This window comes from Dyella sp., assembly GCF_036746095.1.
GTDB lineage: Bacteria > Pseudomonadota > Gammaproteobacteria > Xanthomonadales > Rhodanobacteraceae > Dyella_B.
On the sequence record NZ_DAIOEU010000067.1, the window covers coordinates 1 to 23,794 of the forward strand.

Annotated in this window: 20 protein-coding genes and 1 pseudogene; 8 read left to right on the forward strand and 13 right to left on the reverse strand. The window is 62.5% G+C overall.

Going from position 1 to position 23,794, the window contains the following annotated elements; genetic code table 11:
* Positions 1-216: 216 nt before the first annotated feature.
* Positions 217-1,428 carry a tyrosine--tRNA ligase gene (gene tyrS, locus V7M64_RS19305; protein ID WP_333681431.1) on the reverse strand — a complete coding sequence of 404 codons (1,212 nt, stop codon included), beginning with the start codon at positions 1,426-1,428 and terminating at the stop codon, positions 217-219.
* A gap of 218 nt (positions 1,429-1,646) precedes the next feature.
* Here tyrS and V7M64_RS19310 point away from each other — a divergent pair, with 218 nt between their 5' ends.
* Both V7M64_RS19310 and V7M64_RS19315 read left to right on the forward strand, forming a co-directional pair.
* Positions 1,647-3,098 (forward strand): peptidoglycan DD-metalloendopeptidase family protein, encoded by a 1,452-nt coding sequence (locus tag V7M64_RS19310; protein WP_333681432.1) that lies wholly within the window; start codon positions 1,647-1,649, stop codon positions 3,096-3,098.
* A gap of 4 nt (positions 3,099-3,102) precedes the next feature.
* Positions 3,103-4,230 carry an anhydro-N-acetylmuramic acid kinase gene (locus V7M64_RS19315; RefSeq protein ID WP_333681434.1) on the forward strand — a complete coding sequence of 376 codons (1,128 nt, stop codon included), beginning with the start codon at positions 3,103-3,105 and terminating at the stop codon, positions 4,228-4,230.
* Here V7M64_RS19315 and V7M64_RS19320 read toward each other — a convergent pair whose 3' ends face one another.
* From V7M64_RS19320 to V7M64_RS19330, 3 genes are all read right to left on the reverse strand, one after another.
* The gene (locus V7M64_RS19320) at positions 4,231-4,527 is read right to left on the reverse strand and encodes a hypothetical protein (RefSeq protein ID WP_333681436.1); all 297 of its coding nucleotides are present in this window, start codon (positions 4,525-4,527) and stop codon (positions 4,231-4,233) included. It abuts the gene before it with no gap.
* 128 nt (positions 4,528-4,655) lie between these two features.
* Positions 4,656-5,876 (reverse strand): MFS transporter, encoded by a 1,221-nt coding sequence (locus V7M64_RS19325; protein WP_333681460.1) that lies wholly within the window; start codon positions 5,874-5,876, stop codon positions 4,656-4,658.
* Positions 5,877-5,943: 67 nt separating this feature from the next.
* On the reverse strand, positions 5,944-6,714 hold the full coding sequence (locus tag V7M64_RS19330) for an exodeoxyribonuclease III (RefSeq protein WP_333681438.1): 771 nt from the start codon (positions 6,712-6,714) through the stop codon (positions 5,944-5,946).
* A gap of 95 nt (positions 6,715-6,809) precedes the next feature.
* Between V7M64_RS19330 and pyrE the strand changes: the two genes are divergently transcribed.
* Both pyrE and V7M64_RS19340 read left to right on the forward strand, forming a co-directional pair.
* Complete coding sequence (gene pyrE / locus V7M64_RS19335) at positions 6,810-7,457, forward strand: orotate phosphoribosyltransferase (protein WP_333681462.1); 648 nt, start codon at positions 6,810-6,812, stop codon at positions 7,455-7,457.
* Positions 7,458-7,591: 134 nt separating this feature from the next.
* Entirely contained in the window at positions 7,592-8,212 is a 621-nt protein-coding gene (locus tag V7M64_RS19340; RefSeq protein ID WP_333681440.1) for a DUF4124 domain-containing protein, read from the forward strand.
* A gap of 48 nt (positions 8,213-8,260) precedes the next feature.
* Here the strand turns inward: V7M64_RS19340 and V7M64_RS19345 are convergent, their stop codons facing one another.
* The 3 genes from V7M64_RS19345 to coaBC are packed head-to-tail and all read right to left on the reverse strand — an operon-like array spanning position 8,261 to position 12,271.
* On the reverse strand, positions 8,261-10,594 hold the full coding sequence (locus V7M64_RS19345; RefSeq protein WP_333681442.1) for a phosphomannomutase/phosphoglucomutase: 2,334 nt from the start codon (positions 10,592-10,594) through the stop codon (positions 8,261-8,263).
* A 19-nt stretch (positions 10,595-10,613) separates the two neighbouring features.
* Positions 10,614-11,069, reverse strand: a complete 456-nt coding sequence (gene dut, locus V7M64_RS19350) for a dUTP diphosphatase (RefSeq protein WP_333681444.1) — start codon at positions 11,067-11,069, stop codon at positions 10,614-10,616.
* Positions 11,066-12,271, reverse strand: a complete 1,206-nt coding sequence (coaBC, locus tag V7M64_RS19355; RefSeq protein ID WP_333681446.1) for a bifunctional phosphopantothenoylcysteine decarboxylase/phosphopantothenate--cysteine ligase CoaBC — start codon at positions 12,269-12,271, stop codon at positions 11,066-11,068. Before coaBC ends, dut begins: the two co-directional genes overlap by 4 nt.
* A gap of 99 nt (positions 12,272-12,370) precedes the next feature.
* Here coaBC and radC point away from each other — a divergent pair, with 99 nt between their 5' ends.
* From radC to V7M64_RS19370, 3 genes are all read left to right on the forward strand, one after another.
* Positions 12,371-13,042 carry a DNA repair protein RadC gene (radC, locus tag V7M64_RS19360; RefSeq protein WP_333681448.1) on the forward strand — a complete coding sequence of 224 codons (672 nt, stop codon included), beginning with the start codon at positions 12,371-12,373 and terminating at the stop codon, positions 13,040-13,042.
* A gap of 508 nt (positions 13,043-13,550) precedes the next feature.
* On the forward strand, positions 13,551-15,242 hold the full coding sequence (gene argS / locus V7M64_RS19365; RefSeq protein WP_333681449.1) for an arginine--tRNA ligase: 1,692 nt from the start codon (positions 13,551-13,553) through the stop codon (positions 15,240-15,242).
* Positions 15,243-15,959, forward strand: a complete 717-nt coding sequence (locus tag V7M64_RS19370; protein WP_333681450.1) for an SPOR domain-containing protein — start codon at positions 15,243-15,245, stop codon at positions 15,957-15,959.
* Between the two features lie 108 nt (positions 15,960-16,067).
* Here the strand turns inward: V7M64_RS19370 and V7M64_RS19375 are convergent, their stop codons facing one another.
* The 6 genes from V7M64_RS19375 to speA all read right to left on the reverse strand — a co-directional run bounded on the left by V7M64_RS19375 (position 16,068) and on the right by speA (position 23,156).
* Positions 16,068-16,931 (reverse strand): NAD(P)-dependent oxidoreductase, encoded by an 864-nt coding sequence (locus V7M64_RS19375; RefSeq protein ID WP_333681451.1) that lies wholly within the window; start codon positions 16,929-16,931, stop codon positions 16,068-16,070.
* A 94-nt stretch (positions 16,932-17,025) separates the two neighbouring features.
* A complete protein-coding gene (locus V7M64_RS19380; RefSeq protein ID WP_333681452.1) occupies positions 17,026-18,348 on the reverse strand; it encodes an NCS2 family permease in 1,323 nt (440 codons plus the stop codon).
* Positions 18,349-18,378: 30 nt separating this feature from the next.
* The gene (locus V7M64_RS19385; RefSeq protein ID WP_333681454.1) at positions 18,379-19,563 is read right to left on the reverse strand and encodes a patatin-like phospholipase family protein; all 1,185 of its coding nucleotides are present in this window, start codon (positions 19,561-19,563) and stop codon (positions 18,379-18,381) included.
* Positions 19,532-20,323 carry an acetoacetate decarboxylase gene (locus V7M64_RS19390; RefSeq protein WP_333681455.1) on the reverse strand — a complete coding sequence of 264 codons (792 nt, stop codon included), beginning with the start codon at positions 20,321-20,323 and terminating at the stop codon, positions 19,532-19,534. The genes V7M64_RS19385 and V7M64_RS19390 overlap by 32 nt, the downstream gene beginning before the upstream one ends.
* Before the next feature lie 63 nt (positions 20,324-20,386).
* Positions 20,387-21,172, reverse strand: a complete 786-nt coding sequence (locus V7M64_RS19395; RefSeq protein ID WP_333681457.1) for a 3-hydroxybutyrate dehydrogenase — start codon at positions 21,170-21,172, stop codon at positions 20,387-20,389.
* A 94-nt stretch (positions 21,173-21,266) separates the two neighbouring features.
* Complete coding sequence (gene speA, locus V7M64_RS19400) at positions 21,267-23,156, reverse strand: biosynthetic arginine decarboxylase (protein WP_333681458.1); 1,890 nt, start codon at positions 23,154-23,156, stop codon at positions 21,267-21,269.
* 490 nt (positions 23,157-23,646) lie between these two features.
* Between speA and V7M64_RS19405 the strand changes: the two are divergent.
* Positions 23,647-23,794 (forward strand): annotated as a pseudogene (locus V7M64_RS19405) (polyamine aminopropyltransferase); the annotation flags it as partial.

Here is a 23,794-nt window from a genome sequence, read left to right on the forward strand (position 1 = left end):
TTTCGTCCCGGGTGAGCCGCCCATTCTACATCCCTTCATCCTTCCGTCAACACCCTTCGCGATGAATCTTTTTGCTTGGGAGTTGCCGTGCACGATAGGTGCGTCGGCGGGGTGGCGAATATTAGGGAGTGCCTACCGATCTGGCAAGCGATTTCTCAAAAATTTTTTCTTGCGTTGCCGCGGCGCGCGTTTGCATCACGCACGCCGCTTGCAAACTCACGCTTGCGTAAGCAGCACTCGCGCGAAGTTGCGCTTGCCGATCTGCAGTACGCCCTCGAAGCCAGGCGCGAATACGCGCTGCGCATCTTCAACGACTTCCGCATCGATGCGCACGGCACGCTCCTTGAGCTTGCGATTCGCTTCGGCGTTACTTGGTGTAAGACCGGCGGCCGTCAATAGCGCCGGTAAACGCAAGCCTTCTGTGGGCACCGCAATTTCCGTGAGCGGCAGCAAACTCGTGTCGCCTTCGCCACGCACTACCGCATGCCAGCCGGCAATCGCCTGCTCGGCGGCTTCCGCACTATGGAAGCGCGCCGCCAGCTCGCGCGCAAGGCGCAGCTTGGCATCGCGTGGATTAAGCGCGCCGCTGGCCACCTCGCGCTTCATCTGCGCCAGTTCATCCAACGACACCTCGAAGCTCAGCAATTCAAACCATCGCCACATCAGCTCGTCGCCGATCTTCATGGTCTTGGTGACGATATCGATGGCCGGTTCATTGATGCCGATGTAGTTGCCCAGCGACTTGGACATCTTGTTGATGCCATCCAGCCCCTCGAGCAACGGCATCGTAAGGACGATCTGGGGCGGCTGCCCGTGATGTTCCTGCAACCCTCGCCCCATCAGCAGATTGAATTTCTGATCGGTGCCGCCCAGCTCCACGTCGCACTTCAGTGCAACCGAGTCGTAGCCCTGCACCAGCGGATACAGGAATTCGTGAATGGCGATGGATTGCTGCGCGGCATAGCGCTTGGCGAAATCGTCGCGTTCAAGCATGCGCGCAACCGTGTGTTGTGCAGCCAGCTTGATCATGTCGGCCGCCGTCATCTTGCCGAACCATTCGGAGTTGAAGCGCAGCTCGGTCTTGTCCCGGTCCAGCACCTTGTAGACCTGTTCGGCATAAGTCTCGGCGTTGGCCAGCACATCCTCGCGCGTGAGCGGCTTGCGCGTGACGTTCTTGCCGGTGGGATCACCGATCATGCCGGTGAAGTCACCAATCAGGAAAATCACGGTATGCCCGAGATCCTGAAACTGACGCATCTTGTTGAGCAGCACGGTATGACCAAGGTGCAGGTCCGGCGCGGTAGGGTCGAAGCCGGCCTTGATGCGCAGCGGACGCTCGAGCTTGAGGCGTTCGGCCAGCTCTTCCTGCTTGATGATTTCGTCGGCGCCGCGCGCGATGGTGGCCAGCGCCTGCTCAAGCTCGTTCATGAAGTCCTCGTTCGAAGTAAATGCCTAGGCAGTCAAAAAGGTGATGGCTGTCGTCAATCACGTTAATTGTGCGTTAACCGCGAAGTTCACGCAAACCCTTGATGCGAAAGGCATTGACGCCCTTTGCACAAGGCCGTTATGGTACGCGCTGATTGATACTTTGTAACCGCAGGGGGTGCGGTCGTGAAGATGAATAAGAAGAATAAGGCTTACTAGCGATGGCACAAAGCAAACAAGATCCGCGCATCGCACGCAAACTGGCCATTCGCCGCAAGGCCCAACGCCGCCACTCCCACTTCTATCAACGCTGCGCCCACTGGTCGTTCAATCGCCAGCCTGGGGGAGAACAGCCTCCGATTCATTGGCACCGCGAACGGTGGATGCTCGCGGCCACGGCGCTGCTGATCACCGTGCTTTCCGGCTTTTTGATTCCTGCATGGGCAACGGCAATGAAGCCGGCCGCTGCGCAGCCAATCGAGCACACGCTGATGCCGCTCGCCTTGCCAAAGGTGATAGCCCCTGCGCAAAAAGCGCCTGCCGTGGAAGACTGGCGCACAGTGCAAGTACGTCCGGGTGAAACGCTGGCAGATATTTTTCAGAGCCAAGGCCTGAGCTTCTCGGACCTGCAGCGCGTGGTGGACAGCGCCGGCGATGCAAAGACAGCGCTGCACAACATCCGTCCCGGACAAGAATTCAGTTTTCTGATCGGCAGCCACAGCCATCTTGAAGGCATCCGCTTCGACAAGGACGAATCCACGCAAGCGATCATTCGCCTCGATGGCGCCACACCGAGCATGCAGACCGTTGCACGCGCAGTGGAAACGCGTGAGCAGATCGCGCACGGCGTAATCGATGACTCGCTGTTCGCCGCCGCCAATAAAGCCGGCCTTTCGAACGCGATGGTGATCAAGCTCGCCGATCTCTTCAAATACGACATCGATTTCGTGCAAGACCTGCGCGTGGGCGACAGCTTCACGGTGATCTACGACACGGTCTATCGCGACGGCGCTTACCTGCGCGAAGGCGACATCGTCGCGGCCGAGTTCATCAACCAAGGCGAGCGTTACACCGCTTATCGTTTCAAGCGCGCGGATGGCAGCATCGGCTGGTTCAGTGAAGATGGCCGTCCGCTACAGAAATCGTTCCTGCGCATTCCGGTCGATTTCACCCGCATCTCCTCCCCCTTCAGCGCAGCACGCATGCACCCGATCCTGGGCTTGATGCGCGCGCATAAAGGTGTGGATTACGCCGCACCGACCGGCACGCCGATCCATGCGGCCGGCGATGGCGTCATCAAGTTCCGTGGTTGGATGAACGGCTACGGCAACTTCGTGATCATTCAACATAACTCGCACATCAGCACGGCGTACGGCCATATGTCGCGGTTTGCCAAGGAGCGCGTCGGTCAGCATGTGCGCCAGGGTGACGTGATCGGCTACGTGGGCATGACTGGCCTGGCCACCGGCCCGCACCTGCACTACGAATTCCGTGTCGACGGCACGCAGCGCAACCCGCAAACCGTCACGCTGCCGAAGCCCGAACCCTTGCCTGGCGCGCAACTGGCGCAGTTCAAGAGCTCAGTCGTAAAGCCGATGCTGGCGCGCCTGACCGAGATCGACAATAACTACAAGCTCGCGCGCGCCCAATCCGCCAAGCGTAGTGATGACTGAACCAATGGATGACGCAGCCCGGCTCTATGTCGGGCTGATTTCGGGCACCAGCGCAGACGGGATCGATGCCGCGCTGGTGCGCTTCGAACATGACAAGCCGCAGCTGCTACATGCTCTGACGCACGCATGGCCGGACGCCCTGCGCACGCAGGTCCTGCGTGTGGCGCAGGATGAAACCACACTCGACCTCGACGCATTTGGTCGCCTGGATGCCGCCGTCGGCCAGACGTTCGCCGATGCTGTCGATGCACTGCTGGTGCAAAGTGGAACGTCCGCATCATCGGTGCATGCCGTGGGATCGCATGGGCAAACGGTCCGGCACCGTCCTTCCGGCGAGCACCCTTTCACCTTGCAGATCGGCAACGCCAGCGTGATAGCCGAACGCTGCGGCATCGACGTGGTAGCGGATTTTCGCAGCGCGGACGTTGCCGCCGGCGGCCAGGGCGCACCATTGCTTCCGGCAGTCCATGCGATGCTGCTCAATGCGCCCGGTCGCACCCGCGTTGTACTTAATCTCGGCGGCATCGCCAACATCACCGTGCTGGCGGCTGATGGACGCGTGTTTGGGTTTGATACGGGGCCAGCCAACGGCCTGATGGATGCCTGGTGTCTGCGCCATCGTGGTGAGGCATTCGACCGGGACGGCGCTTTTGCTGCCAGCGGTCGAGTTGACGAAAGTCTGCTCGCCACACTGCTGGACGATCCCTATTTCGCATTGCCCCCACCCAAGAGCACCGGGCGCGAACATTTTCACCTCGGCTGGCTGGATGCACGCCTGCACGCGGCAACGGCCTCACCCGCGGACGTGCAGGCAACCTTGCTGAAGCTCACGGTGCGCAGCATCGTCGCTGCGATCGATGCGCATGCAAGCGATGCCGAGGATGTGCTGATCTGTGGCGGCGGCGTGCACAACCGTGTGCTGGTACAACGCCTGCGCGAGCTCCTGCAGCCGCGCGTATTGGGGAGCACGGCCGATTACGGCGTTGATCCGGATTACCTGGAAGCCGCCGCGTTCGCGTGGCTTGCGCGGCAACGGCTACTGGGCCTGCCGGGCAACCTGCCTGCCGTGACCGGCGCACGTGGTCCACGCGTACTGGGCGCCATCCACCTGGCGCCGCGCAGCACGCGCTGATCATTCCAGCAATTCGCTGCCCTGATAACTCGTTGCAAGCTGCTCGGGGCGCGCCATGGCGAGCGCCTGCATCGCCTCCTGGAAGGCCGCGCGTTCATTGGCATTCCAGTTTCCTGCAAAGGAAAGATCGTTCGGGTCCAGCGCCGTCTCGGCAAGCAGATTGCCTTCCGACACCCCCAAACCCTGACGCAGTGCCTGCAGCACCACATCATTGATCGACCACTGGCGTGTCTTGGCCAGCAGCTTGATACGCTCTGCCATCAAGCGGTCGATGTGACGAATCATCAAATCCGGCATAGGACGGTTGCTCCGTTGCCACACACAGCCCTGTATGCGGATCGTCGCCAACTACACCGCTGCTGACAATTGCCAGTCGCGCGAATCGTGGATCAGTTCGCAGTGAGGGTGTGAACGCTTTCAGCTCTCTATTCGGCGCGAGACGCGATGGGGTCGAGCCACCGCCACAAACCCGCGAAAAGCAGCATGGCCGGCACCACGGAACACACCGTAATGATGAAGTAGCCGCCGTACCCGGACGCGGCCACGATGCCACCTGCAAAAAAGCCAAGCACTTTGCCTGGCAGGTTCACCAAGGAGCTCAGCAGCGCGTATTGCGTCGCCGTATGCTGGCGATTCACCAGCAGGGAAAGGAAAGCCACGGTGGGCGGCCCCAGCATGCCTTCAAAAAAATTCTGCCCCGAGATCGCCAGCGTCAGCATGGTCAGATGTCCCTGGTGTGCGATCAGCAACAGGTAAAGCAGGTTGCTGACGGCCCCCAGCACAATGCACACGCCCAGGCTGCGCCAGGCCCCCCAGCGTGCCACCGCCACACCGCCGGCAAACGCGCCGACAATGGCGATCCAGATGCCGTAGATCTTGGTGACCGCGCCAATTTCGGTGTTGCTGAAACCCATGTCGCGGTAGAACGGCCCCATCACACCGCCGATGATCGCCTGCTCCGGTATCTTGAACAGCAGGATGAACAGCAAGGTCAGCAGCGCGATCGCCCAGTGATAGCGCCGGAAGAAGTCGGTGAACGGATCGATCACGCCTTCGCGCATCGCCTCGCGCCATGACGAAGGCGACAAACGCAACACATCCGGCTCGCGCATGCCCAGGGTGACGATGATCGGGATCGCCATCGTCACAGCCATCAACCCATAGATGGGCGCCCAGCCGATGTGATCGGACAGGATCAGCGCAAACGCGCCGGAAACCAGCAACCCTAATCGGTAACCCAGCGAATACGTGGCAACCAACGCGCCTTGTGCCGAAGGCGGCGCGATTTCGATGCGATAAGCGTCGATCGTAATATCCTGCGTGGCCCCCATAAAGGCCACGAACAAGGTCGCCGCGACAAACAGTGCCAGTCGATGCGGCGTCAGCGCGGCCATGATCAGCAAGCCGACAAGTACACCCAACTGCGCCAGCAGCAGCCATCCACGCCGCTGCCCCAGGCGCGTGAACAGCGGTAAGCGCCAGTGATCGAGCAAGGGCGCCCAAAGGAACTTGAACGCGTAGGTCATGCCGGCACTGGCAATCATCGTGATGTCCTTCAGCAGGATGCCGTTCTGCTTCAGCCAGAACGACAACGTGTAGGACACCAGCAAAAACGGCAGGCCCGAGGAAAACCCCAACAGGCACATCGTCCATGCTGAGGGCTGCGAAAACGCCTGCCAGATGGACGACTTACGCGCGACTGCCGTGCCGCCGTCAGTCGGCATAGTCGACCGTGTAGGGCGCGTGGTCGGAGAAGCGTTCGTCGCGATAGACCGAGCACTGCTTCAAGCGCTTCTGCAGCGAAGGCGTCACGATTTGATAGTCGATGCGCCATCCAACATTGTTCTCGCGCGCACGCCCTCGGTTGGACCACCAGGTGTATTCCACCGCCTCCGACTTGATCGCGCGGAAGCTATCCACCCAGCCGCGCGTGTCGATCAGGTGGTTGAGCCAATCGCGCTCTTCCGGCAGACAGCCTGAATTCTTCTGGTTGGATTTCCAGTTCTTGATGTCCAACTCGCTGCGCACGATGTTCCAGTCGCCGCAAAGCACGTAATCGCGTCCGCTCTTGAGCCATTTATCGAAAATCGGCGAGAGCCGGTCCATGGCCTTGAACTTGAACTGCTGGCGCTCTTCGCCGGAAGAACCGGAGGGCACGTACAGCGATACCACGCTGAGTTTGCCGAAACGCGCCTCGATGTAGCGGCCTTCGTTGTCGAACTCATCCCAGCCCAGTTCGGTAATGACCTTGTCCGGCTCCTGCCTAGCGTAGATGGCCACGCCGCTGTAGCCCTTCTTGCTGCTGGCATCGCGATAGAAACAATGATGTCCATCCGGACGAAACATCGGATCGACCAGCTGATCCTCCTGCGACTTGGTTTCCTGCAGGCAGACGACGTCGGCGCGCTGCTTGCGCAGCCAATCGAAGACGCCCTTGGTCGCGGCCGAACGGATGCCATTGGCATTCAGGCTGATGATGCGCATACGTGTTCCTCGTGGGGACGGGGCATGATAGCAATCGAGCGCAAAGCGAGGGACGCGCTACCATGGCGCACCTTGCCCTCGCCTCCTCAATTGCCATGCACGATTACCAGCGCGACTTCATCGAACTCACCCTGCAACGCGACGTACTGCGCTTCGGCGAATTCACGCTCAAGTCCGGACGCATCAGTCCCTACTTCTTCAACATGGGCCGTGTCGATTCCGGCGCGGCGCTGGCCCGCCTCGGGCGTGCCTATGCCGCCACGGTGGTGAACTCGGGGCTGCACGTCGACATGCTGTTCGGCCCTGCCTACAAAGGCATTCCGCTCGCCGCCGCCACGGCCATCGCGCTGGCCGACCAGCAGGGCCGCGACCTGCCGTGGGCGTACAACCGCAAGGAGGCCAAGGACCATGGCGAAGGCGGCGTGCTGGTCGGGGCACCACTCAAGGGCCGGGTACTGATCGTGGATGACGTGATGACCGCCGGCACCGCCGTGCGCGAGTCCCTCAGCCTGATCCGCGCGCAAGGCGCCGAGCCCGCCGGCGTGCTGATTGCGCTGGACCGCCAGGAACGCGGCCAGGGCGACCTGTCCGCCGCGCAGGAGGTGCAGCGCGACTACGGCATCCCGGTGGTTGCGATCACCAGCTTCAGCGACGTGCTGGCCTATGCCGGCGAGCGCGCCGAGCTGGCCGCGGAACACCAGCGTATGCTGGCCTATCGCGAGCGTTATGGCGTAAGCGGCTGAGATGTCCTGAGCAGCGCAGTGACCCCAGTCACGTTGGCGCACTTTTGACATCGAGCGTGTCAAACGCGATGACTATACTGGGGGTGACGAGGAGGGGAATCATGCGTCGACTCGCGCTCAGCGCAACCATCATTGTGTCGCTCGGCCTGGCCGGGGCGGCGGCGGCTCAACAGGCCACCCCTGGCGGGATGCATTACCGCTGGGTGGATGGCAGCGGCCTGCCGCATTACAGCGACAGCCTGACAGTAGATGCCATCAAGTACGGCTATGACGTCATCAGCAGCAACGGCATGGTGATGGAGCACGTCCGCAAGCAATTGTCGCCGGCCGAACGCGCCGTGGCGGAAAAGCAGGCGGCGGAGGCGGCGGCGAAGCAGCGCGCCATCGAGGAGCAGAAGACCAACGACACGCTGCTTCTCAACACCTACCCCGACGAGGCGGCGCTGAAAACCCAGCACCAGCAGATCCTGGATCACCTCGACGAAGAAATGAGTACCACGCGGCTGAACCTGCACAGCCAGGACGCTGCACTTACCGACCTGCTCAACCGCGCCGCCGATGAAGAGCGCCAGAAAAAGCCGGTGCCGAAATTCCTGACCGACCAGATCACAACGCAGCGCAACGTGGTGGCGAATGAGCGCGCCTTGCTCGAACGCGAGAAGGCCACCCGCGCGGCAACGGAGCAGCAGCAGGCTCAAGAGCTGCAGCATTTTCGCGAATTGAAGGCCGCAGAAAAGGCCGACCGCGGATATTGAAGCGGCGCTGACTACGGGGGTTGGGGCATACGCCCCAACCTGCAGACCCTAGAACGGCAGCTTCAGCGACGCATCCACCGCCAGCAACTGCATACGGAAGATGTCCTGGATGCGCTTGAGCGCCTGCTCGCTGTCCGCGTCGAAACGCAGCACCAGGATCGGCGTGGTGTTGGAAGGCCGCACCAGACCCCAGCCATCGGGCCAATCCGCGCGCACGCCATCGATGGTGACCAGCGTGGCCTCGCCGAAATGGGCCTGCTCGCGGAATTTCTCGATGAAGCGGTAATGCTCACCTTCGGCCATTTCCACCTTGAGTTCCGGCGTGGACACGCCCTTCGGGCAGGTCGCAAAAATCTCTTCCGGCGTACGGCCCTCCAGGTCGCCCGCCAGGATTTCCAGCAGGCGTGCCGCGGCGTAGATACCGTCGTCAAAGCCGTACCAGCGCTCCTGAAAGAAGAAATGCCCGCTCATCTCGCCGGCCAGTTCCGCGCCGGTTTCGCGCATCTTGGCCTTGATCAGCGAATGGCCGGTGCGCCACATCAGCGGACTGCCGCCGGCATCGAGAATCTGGCCCTTGAGGTGACCGGTGCATTTCACGTCGTAGATGATCGTGGCGCCCGGCTGGCGTGACAGTACGTCGCGCGCGAACAGCATCAGTGTGCGATCAGGGAAGATGATCTCGCCGTTGCGCGTGACCACGCCAAGCCGATCGCCATCGCCGTCGAAGGCGAGGCCGAAATCCGCGCCGGTCTGCTTCACCGAAAGAATCAGGTCTTCCAGGTTGTGCGGATCGGAGGGGTCCGGATGATGGTTGGGGAAGTTGCCATCGACGTCGCAATACAGTGGAATCACCTCGCAACCGATGCCTTCCAGCACCTGCGGCGCCACCGCGCCAGGAATGCCATTGCCGCAATCGACCACGATCTTGAGCGCGCGCTCGGTCTGCACGTCGGAGGTAATCCGCTCGACGTAGTCGGGCAGCACGTCGACCAGGCGCAGGCTGCCGCCGCCATCGGATTGGAGTGCGCCGCTGACGATGCGTTGATAGAGATCCTGGATCGCGCCTTCCGACAGCGTCTCGCCCCCGACGACGATCTTGAAGCCGTTGTAGTCGGGCGGGTTGTGGCTACCGGTAACGGCCACGCCGCAGCCGGTGTTGTACCGATAAGTGGCGTAATACACGACTGGCGTCGGCACTGAGCCGACGTCGATCACGTCGATACCGGCGAGGCGCAAGCCATCCGCCAAGGCACCGGCCAGTTCGGGACCCGAAAGGCGGCCATCGCGGCCCACCACGATGTCGCGCAGGCCTTTTTCGCGCATCACCGTGCCGATCGACTGGCCAAGCAGCTTGGCCACCGCGGGCGTGAGGCTCTTGCCCACCACGCCGCGCACGTCGTAGGCGCGGAAGATCGCCGGATCCACCTTGACGTCTACTGGAACGGGGACTGGTGCGGGCTTGGTCGCGACAGGTGCGGATTTGACCGGTTCGGGCTGGAACGGCTGGGCTTCTACGACATCGGACAACGTGGGTTCCTCGACAGGCGCGCGCGCAGGCTTGCCCACGCGCACAAACAACCAGAATAAAGCGATGCCGCCAATCAGGCCTGCCAGCGTGAGCATGGCCGCGAACGGCCAGGACGGCGGCAGCACGATGTAGGCACCCGGCAACACGGCCACGACGTTGAACGTGCTGCCCTCAATGGGCTTGCCGGTGGGTTCGATGTCGTCGGAATCCCGCCGGCCGTGCGCCATCAACTGCAGGTTTTCGCCGCGATCGGTGCTTTGATGCAATTCCAGGCGCCCGTCGCTGACCGGTACCTTGTCAAAACGATCAGCAACGGGGGTAAACGGCAGTTCGATCCACGCCCAGGCCAGCGACTTCTGCGATGGTCCCAGCGGTTCCACCACGGTCAGGCGGCGGTCGCCCAAGCCCTTGAGCGTGGCCTCCATCGGCGGCGTGCCTTCGGCATCCGGCGCGGACATCAGCTGCGCGGCCTTGGCATAGCCGAACTCGCGGTAGTTGGCGTGCAGCACTTCGTCCAGGCCGGCGCTGTACACCTCGATGTTCAAGGCTTGCGGCAGGCGTTGCTTCAATGCCGCCGCGACCTGCTGCGCGCTGCCCGGCAGGCCCGTGAGATCAAGACCCGCCACCGCCTGGTTCATCGTGTCGCGCTGCTTGGCGATTTCTTCGTTCAATGCCTGCACCGCCCGATCCTGCGCGGCATGCACGCGCGCCACGGCACTGCCCTGATCGGCGATCAACCAGGTCTGCCACGCGCAGAACACCGCCAACGCGAGCAGCAAGGTACCGCCCGCCAGCATCAGCAATCGCCCCCACTGCACACCCGGCAAACGCGCTCGTGCGCTGCTCATCGCCATGCCCCGTAAACCCCGTTGATCAATGCTTCCCGGTTGAACCGAATCCGCCCTCGCCCCGCTCGGTAGGCACGAACTCCTCGACGACACGCAGCCGGGCCTGCCCCACAGGCACCAGCAGCAATTGTGCGACGCGCTCGCCCACCGCAATGGTGTACGGCTGCGTGCCGCGGTTCCAGCAAGAGATCATCAATGGCCCCTGGTAGTCGGCGTCGATCACGCCGACCAGGTTGCCCATCACCAGTCCATGTTTATGGCCGAGCCCCGAGCGCGGCACGATCAGCGCGCACCAGCCCGGATCGCCGATGTGGATCGCCATGCCGCTGGGTACCAAGGCGCTTTCGCCGGGTGCCAAGGTCAATGGCTCCTGCAGCGCAGCGCGCAAATCCATGCCGGCGCTGCCGAGCGTGGCCGCTTGCGGCAGCGGAATGCTGTCGCCCAGGCGCGGGTCGAGGATCTTCACGTCGATATCGATCATCCACGCACCGCCTGGTAGCGGCTGGCGATGCATTCGATCAGCTGGCGCGCGAGTGCGGCCTTGTCGGTGCGCGGCAATTCCAGCGAACCATCGGCCCAGTACAGGGTGATGGCGTTGTCCGCCGTTTCGAAGCCGAGGCCTTCGCCGACCTGGTTGGCGGCGATCATGTCCAGGCCTTTGCGTTGCAGTTTGTCGCGTGCATAGGTTTCCACCTTCTGCGTTTCGGCGGCAAAGCCCACCAGGAACGGATGCGGCTGCCTGGCCGAAAGGCTGGCGAGGATGTCCGGATTTTCCGCCAGTTGCAGCGTGAGATCGGCGCGATCGTGTTTTTTCAGCTTGTGCTCGGCCACGCTGTTGGGGCGGTAATCGCCGACGGCTGCCGAACCGATGTAGATATCCGCATCCTGCGCTGCTGCCGTCACGGCGGCATGCATCTGCGCCGCGCTGCGAACGTCGATGCGCTTGGCAACACCAAACGGCGTCGCCAGGCTGACCGGCCCCGCCACCAGCGTTACTTGCGCACCGGCCCGTGCTGCCGCCCCGGCGACGGCAAATCCCATGCGGCCCGAGCTGCGATTGCCGATGAAGCGCACCGGATCGATATCTTCGTAAGTAGGTCCCGCACTGACCACGACACGCTTGCCGCGCAATACCTGCTCGGCGAAGGAAGCGACCATCGCCGCACGCAATTCATGTGGTTCCAGCATGCGGCCCGAACCGATCTCGCCGCAGGCCTGATCGCCGGCAGCCGGCCCGAGGACATGCACGCCGCGTGCGCGCAAGGTCGCCACGTTGGCCTGCACGGCGGCATGCGCCCACATCTGCTGGTTCATCGCCGGCGCGACATACACCGGTGCCGCCGTCGCCAGGCACAGCGTGGTCAGCAGGTCGTCGGCATGGCCGTGCGCCAGCCGGGCGATCAGGTCCGCGCTGGCCGGTGCGATCAGCACCCGTTCGGCCCAGCGCGCCAGCTCGATATGGCCCATCGCCGCTTCCGCCGATTCATCCCACAGGCTTACGCGCACCGGCTCGCCGGACAGCGCCTGAAAGGTGGTGGGGGTGACGAAGCGCGTCGCGTTTTCAGTCATCACCACGCGCACGTGCGCGCCGAGGTCGCGCATGCGGCGAACCAGCTCGCAGGACTTGTAGGCAGCAATGCCGCCCGACACTCCCAGCACGATGCGGCGCTCAGCAAGACTCATGGTGTAAGAGGGGCCCGACGTCCAAATAGACGGCTAGCTTACCGGATTCACATGGGCCAACTGCTGTCCGGAGAGCCTCTTGAACGGGATGCTGGTCACATGAGCATCCGACACTGGCCCGAAACCGAACGACCTCGCGAAAAACTATTGGCGCACGGCAGCGCTGCGCTGTCCGATGCGGAACTGCTCGCCGTGCTGCTAGGCAGCGGCGTGCGCGGCAAGGACGCCATCGCACTCGGCCGCGAATTGCTGATGCAGGCCGGCGGCCTGAATGCGCTGCTCGGCCGCCAGGATGAAGACTTGCGCGTGCCAGGGCTCGGCCCCGCCAAGCGCGCACGGATCGCCGCCGCCCTGGAATTGGCACGCCGCAGCCTGGCCGAACAGCTCGCCGAGCAGCCTTCGCTGCGCAATCCGCGTGACAGCGGCGATTACCTGAGCGCCCGGCTGCGGCATCTCCCCTACGAAGTATTTGCTTGCTTGTTCCTCGACAACCGCCATCGCGTGCTCGCCTTTGAGGAATTGTTTCGCGGCACGGTGGATGGAGCCAGCGTGCATCCTCGCGAAGTAGTGCGCGCCTGCCTGAAGCACAACGCGGCTGCCGTGATCTTTGCGCACAACCATCCCAGCGGCGTGGCCGAACCGAGCGCCGCCGACCAGTTCATCACTCGTGAGCTAGGCCAGGCATTGCGGCTGATCGGGGTGCGCGTGCTGGATCACATGGTGATCGGCCACGCCGAGCCGGTGTCGATGGCCGCTCGCGGCCTGCTCTGAACGAAGCAAAAAAACGGCGCGACCGGGGAGGATCGCGCCGGAGCCGCATGAGGGGAGGGTATGGGAATGCGGCAGTCCCGTATCGGACCGACGGGGGAGACGCCGGAGATACCCAGGTATTGTCGCGTCGCGTCATGACGGCGATATGACATCGCGGGCTACCCGAATGAAATCCTGTCTGTCGGGCGCCTGTCCGGCAGCCTTTGGCAAGACTTATGCACACAACGCCAAAAGGCCTACTTAGACCCATATCACTGAAAAGCACATCAAGTTCACATTTTAGCACTTTGTTTTGTATAGATAATTTGCATGACAAAGCGGTTTCCGCCGGTCTTTCATGCAATGTCCGCCACGGCACCTTCACTTTCCCCACAGACTTATCCACAGCCTGATCCACTGCACTGCAGCAGCCTCTCGACAGCCTGGCTGACATCCTCCGACGCCAAGGCGAGCCCCGCTGCGATGGTCTGTTACGATGCGCGGTTCCATTCCCGAACGATCCCTCCCTGTGAAAGAAGCGCTGCGCGAACTGGTCCTCACGGCGATCCGGACCCTGCAAGGCGATGGCGTCCTGCCCGCCGACCTTGACCTGCCCACCTTCGTGATCGAGCGAGCCCGCAGCCGCGAACACGGCGACTTCGCCACCAATGCCGCCATGCTGCTGGCCAAGCCGGCCCGGGCCAAGCCGCGCGAGCTGGCGGAGAAGCTGGTCGCCGCCCTGCCCGCCAATGCACTGGTCGGCAAGCTGGAAATCGCAGGGCCGGGCTTCATCAACTTCTTCCTGGCGTCTTCGGCTTACTACGCCGAAGCGGGCCGCGTTCTTTCGGAAGGCCCCGGTTACGGGCGCAACCAGAACGGCGCGGGGCACACGGTGGGCGTGGAGTTCGTATCGGCCAATCCGACCGGGCCCTTGCACGTGGGCCATGGCCGCGCCGCCGCGATCGGCGATTGCTTGAGCCGATTGCTCCAAGCCACCGGCTGGAACGTCAAGCGCGAGTTCTACTACAACGACGCCGGCGTGCAGATCCAGAACCTGGCGATCTCCGTGCAGGCGCGTGCGCGCGGCATCGCGCCGGGCGATCCGGGTTGGCCGGAAGACGGTTATCGCGGTGACTACATCGCCGACGTGGCGCGTGCTTATCTCAGCGGCGAAACCGTCATCGCCGACGGGCATGCCGTGACCGGCGCCAAAAGCCCCGACGATCTCGAAGCCATTCGCCACTTCGCCGTGGCGTCGCTGCGCCGTGAGCAGGATCTGGACCTGCAAGCCTTCGGCGTCGGCTTCGACGTGTATTTCCTGGAGTCCTCGCTCTACACCGACGGCAAGGTGGAAGAAACCGTGCGCGAACTCATCGCCCACGGCCACACCTATGAAGAAGGCGGCGCGCTATGGCTGCGCACCACCGATTTCGGTGACGACAAAGACCGCGTGATGCGCAAATCCGATGGCACCTACACCTACTTCTTGCCGGACGTGGCGTATCACCGCAGCAAATGGCTGCGCGGTTATGAGCGCGCGATCACCGAACTGGGCTCGGATCACCACGGCAGCCTCGCCCGCGTGCGCGCCGGCTTGCAGGCGCTGGATTGCGGCATCCCCAAGGGCTGGCCGGAATACGTGCTGCACCAGATGGTGACGGTGATGCGCGGCGGCGAGGAAGTGAAGATCTCCAAGCGCGCCGGCAGCTACGTCACCTTGCGCGACCTGATCGACGAAACCGGCCGCGACGCCACGCGCTACTTCCTGATCGCGCGCAAGGGCGACTCGCAGCTGGTCTTCGACATCGACCTCGCCCGCTCGCAAAGCAACGACAACCCGGTCTACTACATCCAATACGCCCACGCCCGCGTCTGCCGCGTGCTGGAAGAGCTGGCCGAACGCGGCCTGCCGCCCGTTGACACCCAGGCTGGCATCGCCAGCATGGCGCGGCTGGATACCGAACACGAACAGATCCTGCTGACCGAACTGTCGCGCTACCCGGAAGTGGTGGAAGCGGCGGCCAACAATCTGGAACCGCACCTGATCGCGCAATACCTGCGCGAACTCGCCGGCGCGCTTCACAGCTACTATCACGAGCACAAGTGGATCGTGGACGACGCCGAGCTGCGCAACACGCGCATTACCCTCGCCGTCGCCACCCGCCAGGTGATACGCAACGGTCTGGATTTACTGGGTCTCAGCGCCCCGGAGAAGATGTAAATGGCAACACGCAAGGGCAAAGGCCGCCAGGCCGTGCGCAACAGCAGCGGCGGGTTCCCGGCCTGGGCCGGCATCCTGGTCGGCATCTTGATCGGCGGCCTGGTCGTGGTGGTGCTGATGCGCCATTCGCTGGTGCCGATGACGCCCAAGGGCCCGCAACCCAATCCGCAAGCCACCGCGCAACCCGGCAGCGATGAAGGCCTGACCCCGGCAGCCAGCAATACCGCGCCGAAGAAGCCGCAGTACGACTTCTATTCGGTGCTGTCGGAAAAGGAAGTGCGCATTCCGGATTCGGAAATCAGCGCGCAAGCCAAGGCCGAGCAGCAGGCCCAGCAGAAGCAGCAACAACAGCAGCAACAGGCTCAAGCCGCAGCGGCCGCAGCGGCAGCACCCAAGTTGCCAGCTAACGCACCGCCGGCCGTCACGCAGAACATTACCGCCGCACCTGCTTCGGCAGTTGCACCACCGCCGTCGAACGGCCCCAGCGGTTATCTGCTGCAGGTGGGCGCGTTCCCGAACGCCGCTGAAGCAGAAACGCTGAAGGCCAAGCTTGCGCTGCAGGGTTTTGTCGCCAACGTGCAGTCGGTGAACGTCGGCGGGCAGACTTACCACCGCGTGCGCCTGGGTCCGTTCCACTCGGCAACCGATCTGGAAGCGGCGAAGCAGCGCTTGTCGGCAGCGGGCATTTCGGCGATTGCCTTGAAGGCTGGCGGCTGATGCGCAATCACATGCGTTGCGAACAAGGGCGCCCATTGGCGCCCTTGTCATTTATCGATATCACCGACCTAACCGTAACCCCATGGATTCCGATGTTGTCGAGGCATCTCAAGAATGCTGCCGCTTCAGGCGGATCAAGCCCGAAATATCATCATCACCATGCCCCTGCTGCATCAGCTCGGCATAATCGGCCAGCGATTGCTCGATCACCACGCGCGACGTACCCGCCTTCTCGGCAATCCCACGCACAATACCCAGGTCCTTGTGCAGCAACGCGAGCTTGAAGCCCACGCTGAACTGATTGTTCAACATCGTCGCGCCGCGTTTCTCCAGGAACCAGTTGCCGGCAGCGCCAGCACCGAGCGTGGGAATCAACCGCTCCGGATCCAGTCCCAGCGCCTCGCCCAATGCCAGCCCTTCGCAAACCGCCTGCGCGATGCCCGCCACCAGCACCTGGTTGATGGCCTTGGTCGCCTGCCCTGCGCCAACGTCGCCCAGATGGGTGATGCGCAGGGCGTACGCTTCCAACACTGGCCGCGCACGTTCGAGCACAGCGGCGTCGCCACCCACCATGATCGACAGCTTGCCGTTCTTCGCGCCTTCCACGCCGCCGGAAACCGGGGCATCCAGCAAGTGCGCCTGTACTGCGGCAAGACGCGCCGCCGCCTGCTTGGCGGTATCTGGCGCGACCGTGGAGTGATCGATCACGATCGTGCCGGGTTTTACGTGGGGCGCGAGCGCATCCACGGTATTCAACACATCGGCATCGGCAGTCACGCATAGTGCGATGACGTCGCACTGTGCGGCCAGTTCTTCCAGCGCCGGCGCGGCGACCCCCAACTTACGCGCAAGAGTTTCAGCCTTGGCATGCGTGCGGTTGGCTACCGCCTGCAACAGGCCGTGCTGCTTCAAATGCCCGGCCATCGGTTCGCCCATGGCGCCGAGGCCGATGAATGCTGCCTTGAGAGTCATACGTGATCCTTGCTGGAGGTCGATCGGTTGCATGCAAAAAGGCATGCATGCCGCCAAGTATGAAGAACGCAACACGCCATCACCAAATACATGCTCAGAGATGCGCCAGTAGCACTATCGCCAACGCAGCAATTACCCACATCGCGGGCTTCACCTCGCGTGCCTTGCCGTTAGCGAGCTTGACCAGTACATAGGAAAGAAAGCCATAAGCCACGCCGTCAGTGATCGAATACGTCAACGGAATCAGCAGGATCGCCACGAAGGCCGGTACCGCTTCGTCGAACCGTTGCCACTCGATGCGCGTGATCGCCTCGATCATGAACACGCCAACCAGAATCAGCGCCGGTGCCGTGGCGATGGCAGGCACCAATGAAAGCAGCGGCGACAGCAACAGGAATGGCAGGAAACACAAACCCGCGACCACCGCCACCAGGCCGGTGCGACCGCCTTGCGAAATACCTGCCGCCGATTCGATGAATGCGTTAGCCGGACTTGTTCCCAGCGGCGCCGACACCAAGGCGGAGAATGCATCCACGCGCATCGATTGGCGAATGTTGCGCGGATCACCGTTCTCATCCAGCAGATTGCCCGCATCCGATACCGCCATGAAGGTGGAAAGGGCATCGAAGAACGAGGTGAACAGCATCACGAAGATGAAAGGCCAATACGCCAGCTTCAGCGAACCGATCAGATCGAGTTGGCCGATGGCGGAAAAATCCGGCGTCGCGAAAAGACCTTGCCAGTTCACCAGCGTCGCTACGCCGCCATAAGCGCTGCCATCGCCCCACCAGCGGCCGATCGGAATGGCCAGCACCGTGGTCAGCACGATGCCCAGCATCAATGCACCCTTGATACGTCGCGCCACCAGGAAAATAGTCAGGGCCAAGCCGGCGAGAAACGTGAGCAACACCGGGTTGAGCTTGGCCGAATGCACCAGCGTCACCGGATCGCTCACGATGAACTTGGCATTCACCAGGCCGATCAGGCTGATGAACAAACCGATGCCGCACGACACCGCATGCCGCAGGTTTTCCGGAATCGCATCCACCACCAGCTGGCGCACGTTGAACAGCGCCAGCAGCGCAAAGATCACGCCCGACCAGAACACGCAGCCCAGCGCCGTCTGCCAGGACATGCCGCCGCCGTGCACCATCACGAAGGCGAACAGCGCATTCATGCCCATGCCCGGCGCCACCAGCACCGGATTGCGCGCATACAAACCCATCGCGCAACTGCCGAAGAAGCTCACCAGCACCGTTGCGGTCACACCTGCGGAGAACGGCACCCCGCCATGCGCCAGCACCGCGGGGTTGACCACGATGATGTACATGGAGGTGAGGAACGTGGTGATGCCGGCCAGCACTTCCACGCGCGTACTCGACTCGGCAGCGCGTATGCCGAAGAACCGTTCCATCATGTTGAAGGTTTCCCCTAGGGAAACCCGTATTCAGCCACGATGGACGTCGTGTGTCACGAAAGGATTTTCTGCCGCAGGCGGCTCCAGCCAATGCGGATGGCCCAGCGTATGGCGCATGTCGGCCAGGCCGCTTTGCCAGTGCTCGTGCATGGTGGTCGCGCTGAACTCGTAATCCTTGTAGTGCCCTTCGTAGGGCTTGTCGCGGTAGATCAGATGGATAAGGTTGGTCAACGCGCCGTTGGCGTAACGCTCGGCACGTTTGTAGGCAGGCGTGTCGCGCTTGTCCTCGGGAATCAACTCCATCAACTCGTGCAGAAAGCGCTGCTGTTCACGCGTCTGGTGCATGTATTCGGTAACCAGGCGCGTACGGCTGGAAAATTGAATGTCCTTGGCACGCTCGGCCACGCTGCCCATGTCGCGCGGCAACGCGCCGACCGCGCTCCATAGATCGACCTGGAAGATCAACGCATCGCGATGCGGCCGCTCGGTCAGCACTTTGTACAACGGCGTGTTGGAAACCATCCCGCCATCCCAGTAGTACTCGCCATCGATCTCCACCGCGGGAAAGCCGGGCGGCAATGCGCCGGAGGCCATGAAGTGCTCGGGCCGCAGCGTGTCGTGGCGATTGTCGAAATACGCAAAATTGCCGGTGCGCACGTTTACCGCACCCACCGATACACGCACGCAACTGGAATGATTGATGCGATCGAAATCGGCCAGGCGTTCGAGCGTCGCGCGCAGTGGCGCCGTGTCATACCAGCTGGTGGTCGTCGGCGCGGTATGCCATTGCATCACCGGCGGCGGCATGCGTGGCTGGAAGAAACCGTATTGGCCTTCCATGATCGCGCGCCACGCGGCGAACATGTTGACGCCCTCGCGCACGATCGGCGGCATGCTCATGCCCTCGATCCACGGATAGCCGGGCGAACCCGGCCAAATCGCCGACTTGCAGATGCCTTCCCAGAATTCCGTCAGCCGCGCAACGCGATGTTCCGGTGCATTGCCCGCGATGATCGCCGCGTTCAAGGCACCGATGGAAATACCGGCGATCCAGTTCGGGTGCAGGCCCGCTTCCGCCATCGCCTGGTACACACCGGCCTGGTACGCACCGAGCGCGCCGCCGCCCTGCAACACCAGCGCGGTGACTTTGTAGGCACCCTGCGCCGGATGGCGCGGACCGGCCTCAACCTTGGACGAGGTCTTCTTCGCGTCCATACGCCTTTCCTGTGTGGGTTGCTTCAGCGAGATAGTCGTACACCACCGTGCCCAGGTCGAGCGTCAGGTCGGTGATGTAATGCACCGCCGATTCCACCTTGAGCACAGGCAGATCGGCCACCGGCGCCAGCGCGTGCGGGTGCAATTCCAACGACGCCGGGCCGGCCCACGCACCCTTCAGCGTGACGTTGGTCGTGTAATAACGCACCAGTTCGCAAATACGCGGCGTACCGTCGACGTGCGGGATGATCTTCAACAGGAAGCTCGGCGCCGCCAGACCCGCGAGGATCGCATCCGCGTCCGCCGCACGATGCTTGAAGCCCATCGTTGCCTTGGCCACGCGCACCTTGCCGTAATCGAGCGTGCCGACCAGTGTGTCGATTTCCGTTTCCAGCACGGGTGTGGCCAGCTTTTTCGGAAAGCCCCACAGCTCACGGCCACCGGCAATCGGCGGATGATCGTTGAGATACATCGCGTGCACGTAACCGCCGTGCTGACCGCGGAAATTCACCGGTATCACCTGGCCCGATTCGGTGTAGTCACCGAAGCCGGTGGAATCGGGCATGCGGATGAATTCGTACTTCACCAGCGGTTCGGTCACTTCCAGCGGTTCCGGCACCACGGCGCGCAAGGCATCCATGTCGGTGCGGTAGGTGATGACCAGGAATTCGCGGTTGACGAAGCGATACGGCCCCTTGGGAAAGGCGGGGCTGGTGAGCGGCATGGCGAAGGCATTGGCTTTGACGTCGGCGATTTTCATCGGCGGTTCCCTCTCTTGTTTGCAAAGACCCTCTCCCCTTGGGAGAGGGGCGCAAAGCTTCGGTTATTGCATGTACCAACCATGGCTGACCACAAAACTCTGCCCGGTCAGCGCCGCACTCGGGAACGCCGCCAGGAACAGCGCCGTCTGCGCAATGTCGTCGACGGTGGTGAACACACCATCCACCGTATCCTTCAGCATCACGTTCTTGATCACGTCCGCTTCGCTGATGCCAAGCTCCTTGGCCTGCTCGGGAATCTGCTTTTCCACCAGCGGCGTGCGCACGAAGCCAGGGCAGATCACGTGCGAGCGCACGTTATGCGCCGCGCCTTCCTTCGCCAGCGTGCGTGCCAGGCCCAGCAGGCCATGCTTCGCCGTTACGTAAGCGGACTTCAGCTTCGAGGCTTCGTGCGAATGCACCGAACCCATGTAGATAACCGTGCCGCCACGATTATCTTTGTACATGTATTTCAGCGCGGCCTTGGTGGTAAGGAAGCCGCCATCGAGATGGATCGCCAGCATCTTCTTCCAGTCCGCAAACGAGAACTGGTCGATCGGATTGATGATCTGCACACCCGCGTTGGAAATCAGCACATCCAGGCTGCCGAATGCCTGCACCGTCTTGTCGGTGCCTGCGTTGACCGCGTCTTCGTTGGTAACGTCCATGGCGATGCCGATGGCCTTGCCGCCGGCCGCCTTGATCTCGTCCGCTGCAGCATCCGCAGCCTGCTGATTGATGTCGGCGATCGCCACCGCCGCACCGTTCTTAGCGTAAAGCTCGGCGATAGCCTTGCCCAGGCCGCTGGCAGCGCCCGTGATCAATGCAACCTTGCCGTCGAGACTTGCCATGTGCCACTCCTTCGGATGAATAAAAAATGGGGCAGCACATCGGATCGCCGCGGGATGTTTCGACAGCCTGACGAAACATCCCTGAGCGATGTCGCTAACGCACGCCCTCGGAGAGATAGGTATAGCCGGTCAAACCTTCATTCAATGTTACAAACAGGCTTTCGGCTTGCTCGCCCTGGATGCCTGCTGCAGCAATGCGCTCGCGATAGCTATGGCGTAACGCTTCCAGGTCGTAGCCGACGTAATCCAGCATCAAATCGGTGGTATCGCCGCGACGCTTGTGTGCAAACACATAGTTCCCGCCTTCCACGCGCACGTTCACGGCGTCGGTATCGCCGAACAGGTTGTGGATGTCGCCCAGCGTTTCCTGATACGCGCCCACCATGAAGATGCCAAGCCGATACGCTTCGCCTTCGTTCAAGGCATGCAGCGGAAGACTGACGTCCACGCCCTCGGCATCCACGTAATTGTCGATGCGGCCATCCGAATCGCAGGTGAGATCGACCAGCACGCCACGGCGCGACGGACGCTCGTTCAAGCGCGCAATCGGTGCAATCGGGAAGATTTGATCGATCGCCCATACATCCGGCACCGACTCGAACACGGAGAAATTGACGAAATATTTGTCGACCAGCTTTTCTTCCAGCTCATCCAGCGCCTGGCGATGCGAGCGCTCCGCCGGCAGCAGGCGCGCGCGCACCGCATTGGCGATGGCGTAGTAAAGCTCGTCCAGCCGAGCGCGTGCCGCCAGCGACAACTGGCCAAGCGCGTACAGCGTTTGTCCCTCATGCACGTGATGCTGTGCTTCGTGGAACAACTCCAGCGGCGGGCGCGTGTCGAGTGCTTCATACACTTCGCGCAAGTGGCGCAGTACGGCCGGCTCATCCTTGTCGGCAGGCGGCAAGCTGCCGACCGGCACGGATTCCACCTCGCTCACGTTCACCACCATCACGGCGTGGTGCGCCGTCATGGCGCGGCCGGCCTCGGTGATGATGTGCGGCGCCTTCAAGCCTTCGCTTTCCACCGCTTCGGCCAGCGATTGCACGATGGTCCCGGCGTACTGCTCGATCGAGTAGTTGATGGAGTTGTGGCTGCGCGAGCGCGAGCCTTCGTAATCCACACCCAGGCCGCCACCGACGTCGACGATGTCCAGCGGCACGCCCATGCGGGTGAGTTCGACGAAATAACGCGTCGCCTCGCGCATGCCATTGGCGATGTCGCGCACGTTGGAAATCTGCGAGCCCATGTGGAAATGCTGCAGTTTCAGCGTGTGCTTGAGGCCGGCCTGATCGAGGCGCGCCACCAGTTCCAGCACCTGCGCCGGCGACAGGCCGAACTTGCCTTTGTCGCCACCCGTGTTCTGCCACTTGCCCGCGCCGATCGAGGCCAGGCGCACGCGCACGCCGAGCAGCGGTTCGACATTCAGTGCTTTCGATTCGCTGATCACGTGGTCAAGCTCGGACAGCTTTTCGATCACGATGTGGATGCGCAAGCCAAGCTTGCGTCCGATCAGCGCAAGGCGGATGTATTCGCGATCCTTGTAGCCATTGCAGACCACGACCGAACCCGGCCGCGCCATCGCCAGTACGGCCATCAGTTCCGGCTTGGAACCGGCCTCCAGTCCAAAACCATGCGCGCCGGCTGCGACGAGTTCCGCCACCACGCCGCGCTGCTGGTTCACCTTGATCGGATAGACGGCCGTGTAGCCACCGGCATAGTTCCATTCGCCGATCGCCTTGGCGAACGCGCCCTGCAGGCGCGCGAGGCGATTGGCCAGGATGTCCGGAAAGCGCACCAGCAGCGGCAGCCGCAAACCTTCGGCGCGCGCGCGCTCGACAATGTCAGGAAGGGAAAAGCCGGGGCCGCTGGGGCCATGCGGACGGATCACGATGTGGCCGGCGTCGTCGACGTCGACGTAGCCGTCACCCCAGTAGGGCACGGCATAGGTGTGACGGGCGGCATCGATATTCCAGGCGTTCGCCATAGTGACGGTATCTCCTTATGAAGGGGGATGTCGTCGTCGCAGCGGCGAGCCTTGACGAACACGTGGGATGCTTCCCTGGCTCGCCGGCCGGAAGCCTCGCACGCCGCGGGGCCGGAAGAGCCTGATGGCCGCCCATGGCGACCGGACCGGTATTGTAACGGCGAGCTGCGACAATTTGAGGTCAGTCTTTGCTCCCCATCTGATTGTGGCGCCCGATATCCCCTCATCGTCATTCCGGCGAAGGCCGCAATCCAGTGAAATACGTCGTGCGAAGTACACAAAACCCTTGTGTCGTGTGCTGCGCACGTCATTTTTGACTGGATTGCGGCCTTCGCCGGAATGACGATGAGGCAAGATTTGTCCATCCAGGAAGATGTATAGATATCTATGCCCTCCCCCTCAGCTGAGAGAGAGGCACTGAGCGGCACGGCGCCAACCGTTACCGCTACAATTACTTTCCTTTAACCCGAGTTCCAAGGACCTGTCCGTCATGTCGCAGCCCAGCTGGTTCACCGAAGCACACCAGGCTTCCGGTTCCTCCATCGGTTATCGCGTTGAAAAGCTGCTGCATGCCGAAAAAACCCCGTTCCAGACCATCGAGATCTACCAGACCACCGACTGGGGCAACCTGATGGTGA

Coding starts and splice junctions, on each gene's coding strand:
- tyrS (WP_333681431.1), bottom strand. CDS start 1,428: ATGAACGAGCTTGAGCAGGCGCTGGCCACCATCGCGCGCGGCGCCGAC.
- V7M64_RS19310 (WP_333681432.1), top strand. CDS start 1,647: ATGGCACAAAGCAAACAAGATCCGCGCATCGCACGCAAACTGGCCATT.
- V7M64_RS19315 (WP_333681434.1), top strand. CDS start 3,103: ATGGATGACGCAGCCCGGCTCTATGTCGGGCTGATTTCGGGCACCAGC.
- V7M64_RS19320 (WP_333681436.1), bottom strand. CDS start 4,527: ATGCCGGATTTGATGATTCGTCACATCGACCGCTTGATGGCAGAGCGT.
- V7M64_RS19325 (WP_333681460.1), bottom strand. CDS start 5,876: ATGTGCCTGTTGGGGTTTTCCTCGGGCCTGCCGTTTTTGCTGGTGTCC.
- V7M64_RS19330 (WP_333681438.1), bottom strand. CDS start 6,714: ATGCGCATCATCAGCCTGAATGCCAATGGCATCCGTTCGGCCGCGACC.
- pyrE (WP_333681462.1), top strand. CDS start 6,810: ATGCACGATTACCAGCGCGACTTCATCGAACTCACCCTGCAACGCGAC.
- V7M64_RS19345 (WP_333681442.1), bottom strand. CDS start 10,594: ATGGCGATGAGCAGCGCACGAGCGCGTTTGCCGGGTGTGCAGTGGGGG.
- dut (WP_333681444.1), bottom strand. CDS start 11,069: ATGATCGATATCGACGTGAAGATCCTCGACCCGCGCCTGGGCGACAGC.
- coaBC (WP_333681446.1), bottom strand. CDS start 12,271: ATGAGTCTTGCTGAGCGCCGCATCGTGCTGGGAGTGTCGGGCGGCATT.
- radC (WP_333681448.1), top strand. CDS start 12,371: ATGAGCATCCGACACTGGCCCGAAACCGAACGACCTCGCGAAAAACTA.
- V7M64_RS19370 (WP_333681450.1), top strand. CDS start 15,243: ATGGCAACACGCAAGGGCAAAGGCCGCCAGGCCGTGCGCAACAGCAGC.
- V7M64_RS19375 (WP_333681451.1), bottom strand. CDS start 16,931: ATGACTCTCAAGGCAGCATTCATCGGCCTCGGCGCCATGGGCGAACCG.
- V7M64_RS19380 (WP_333681452.1), bottom strand. CDS start 18,348: ATGATGGAACGGTTCTTCGGCATACGCGCTGCCGAGTCGAGTACGCGC.
- V7M64_RS19385 (WP_333681454.1), bottom strand. CDS start 19,563: ATGGACGCGAAGAAGACCTCGTCCAAGGTTGAGGCCGGTCCGCGCCAT.
- V7M64_RS19390 (WP_333681455.1), bottom strand. CDS start 20,323: ATGAAAATCGCCGACGTCAAAGCCAATGCCTTCGCCATGCCGCTCACC.
- V7M64_RS19395 (WP_333681457.1), bottom strand. CDS start 21,172: ATGGCAAGTCTCGACGGCAAGGTTGCATTGATCACGGGCGCTGCCAGC.
- speA (WP_333681458.1), bottom strand. CDS start 23,156: ATGGCGAACGCCTGGAATATCGATGCCGCCCGTCACACCTATGCCGTG.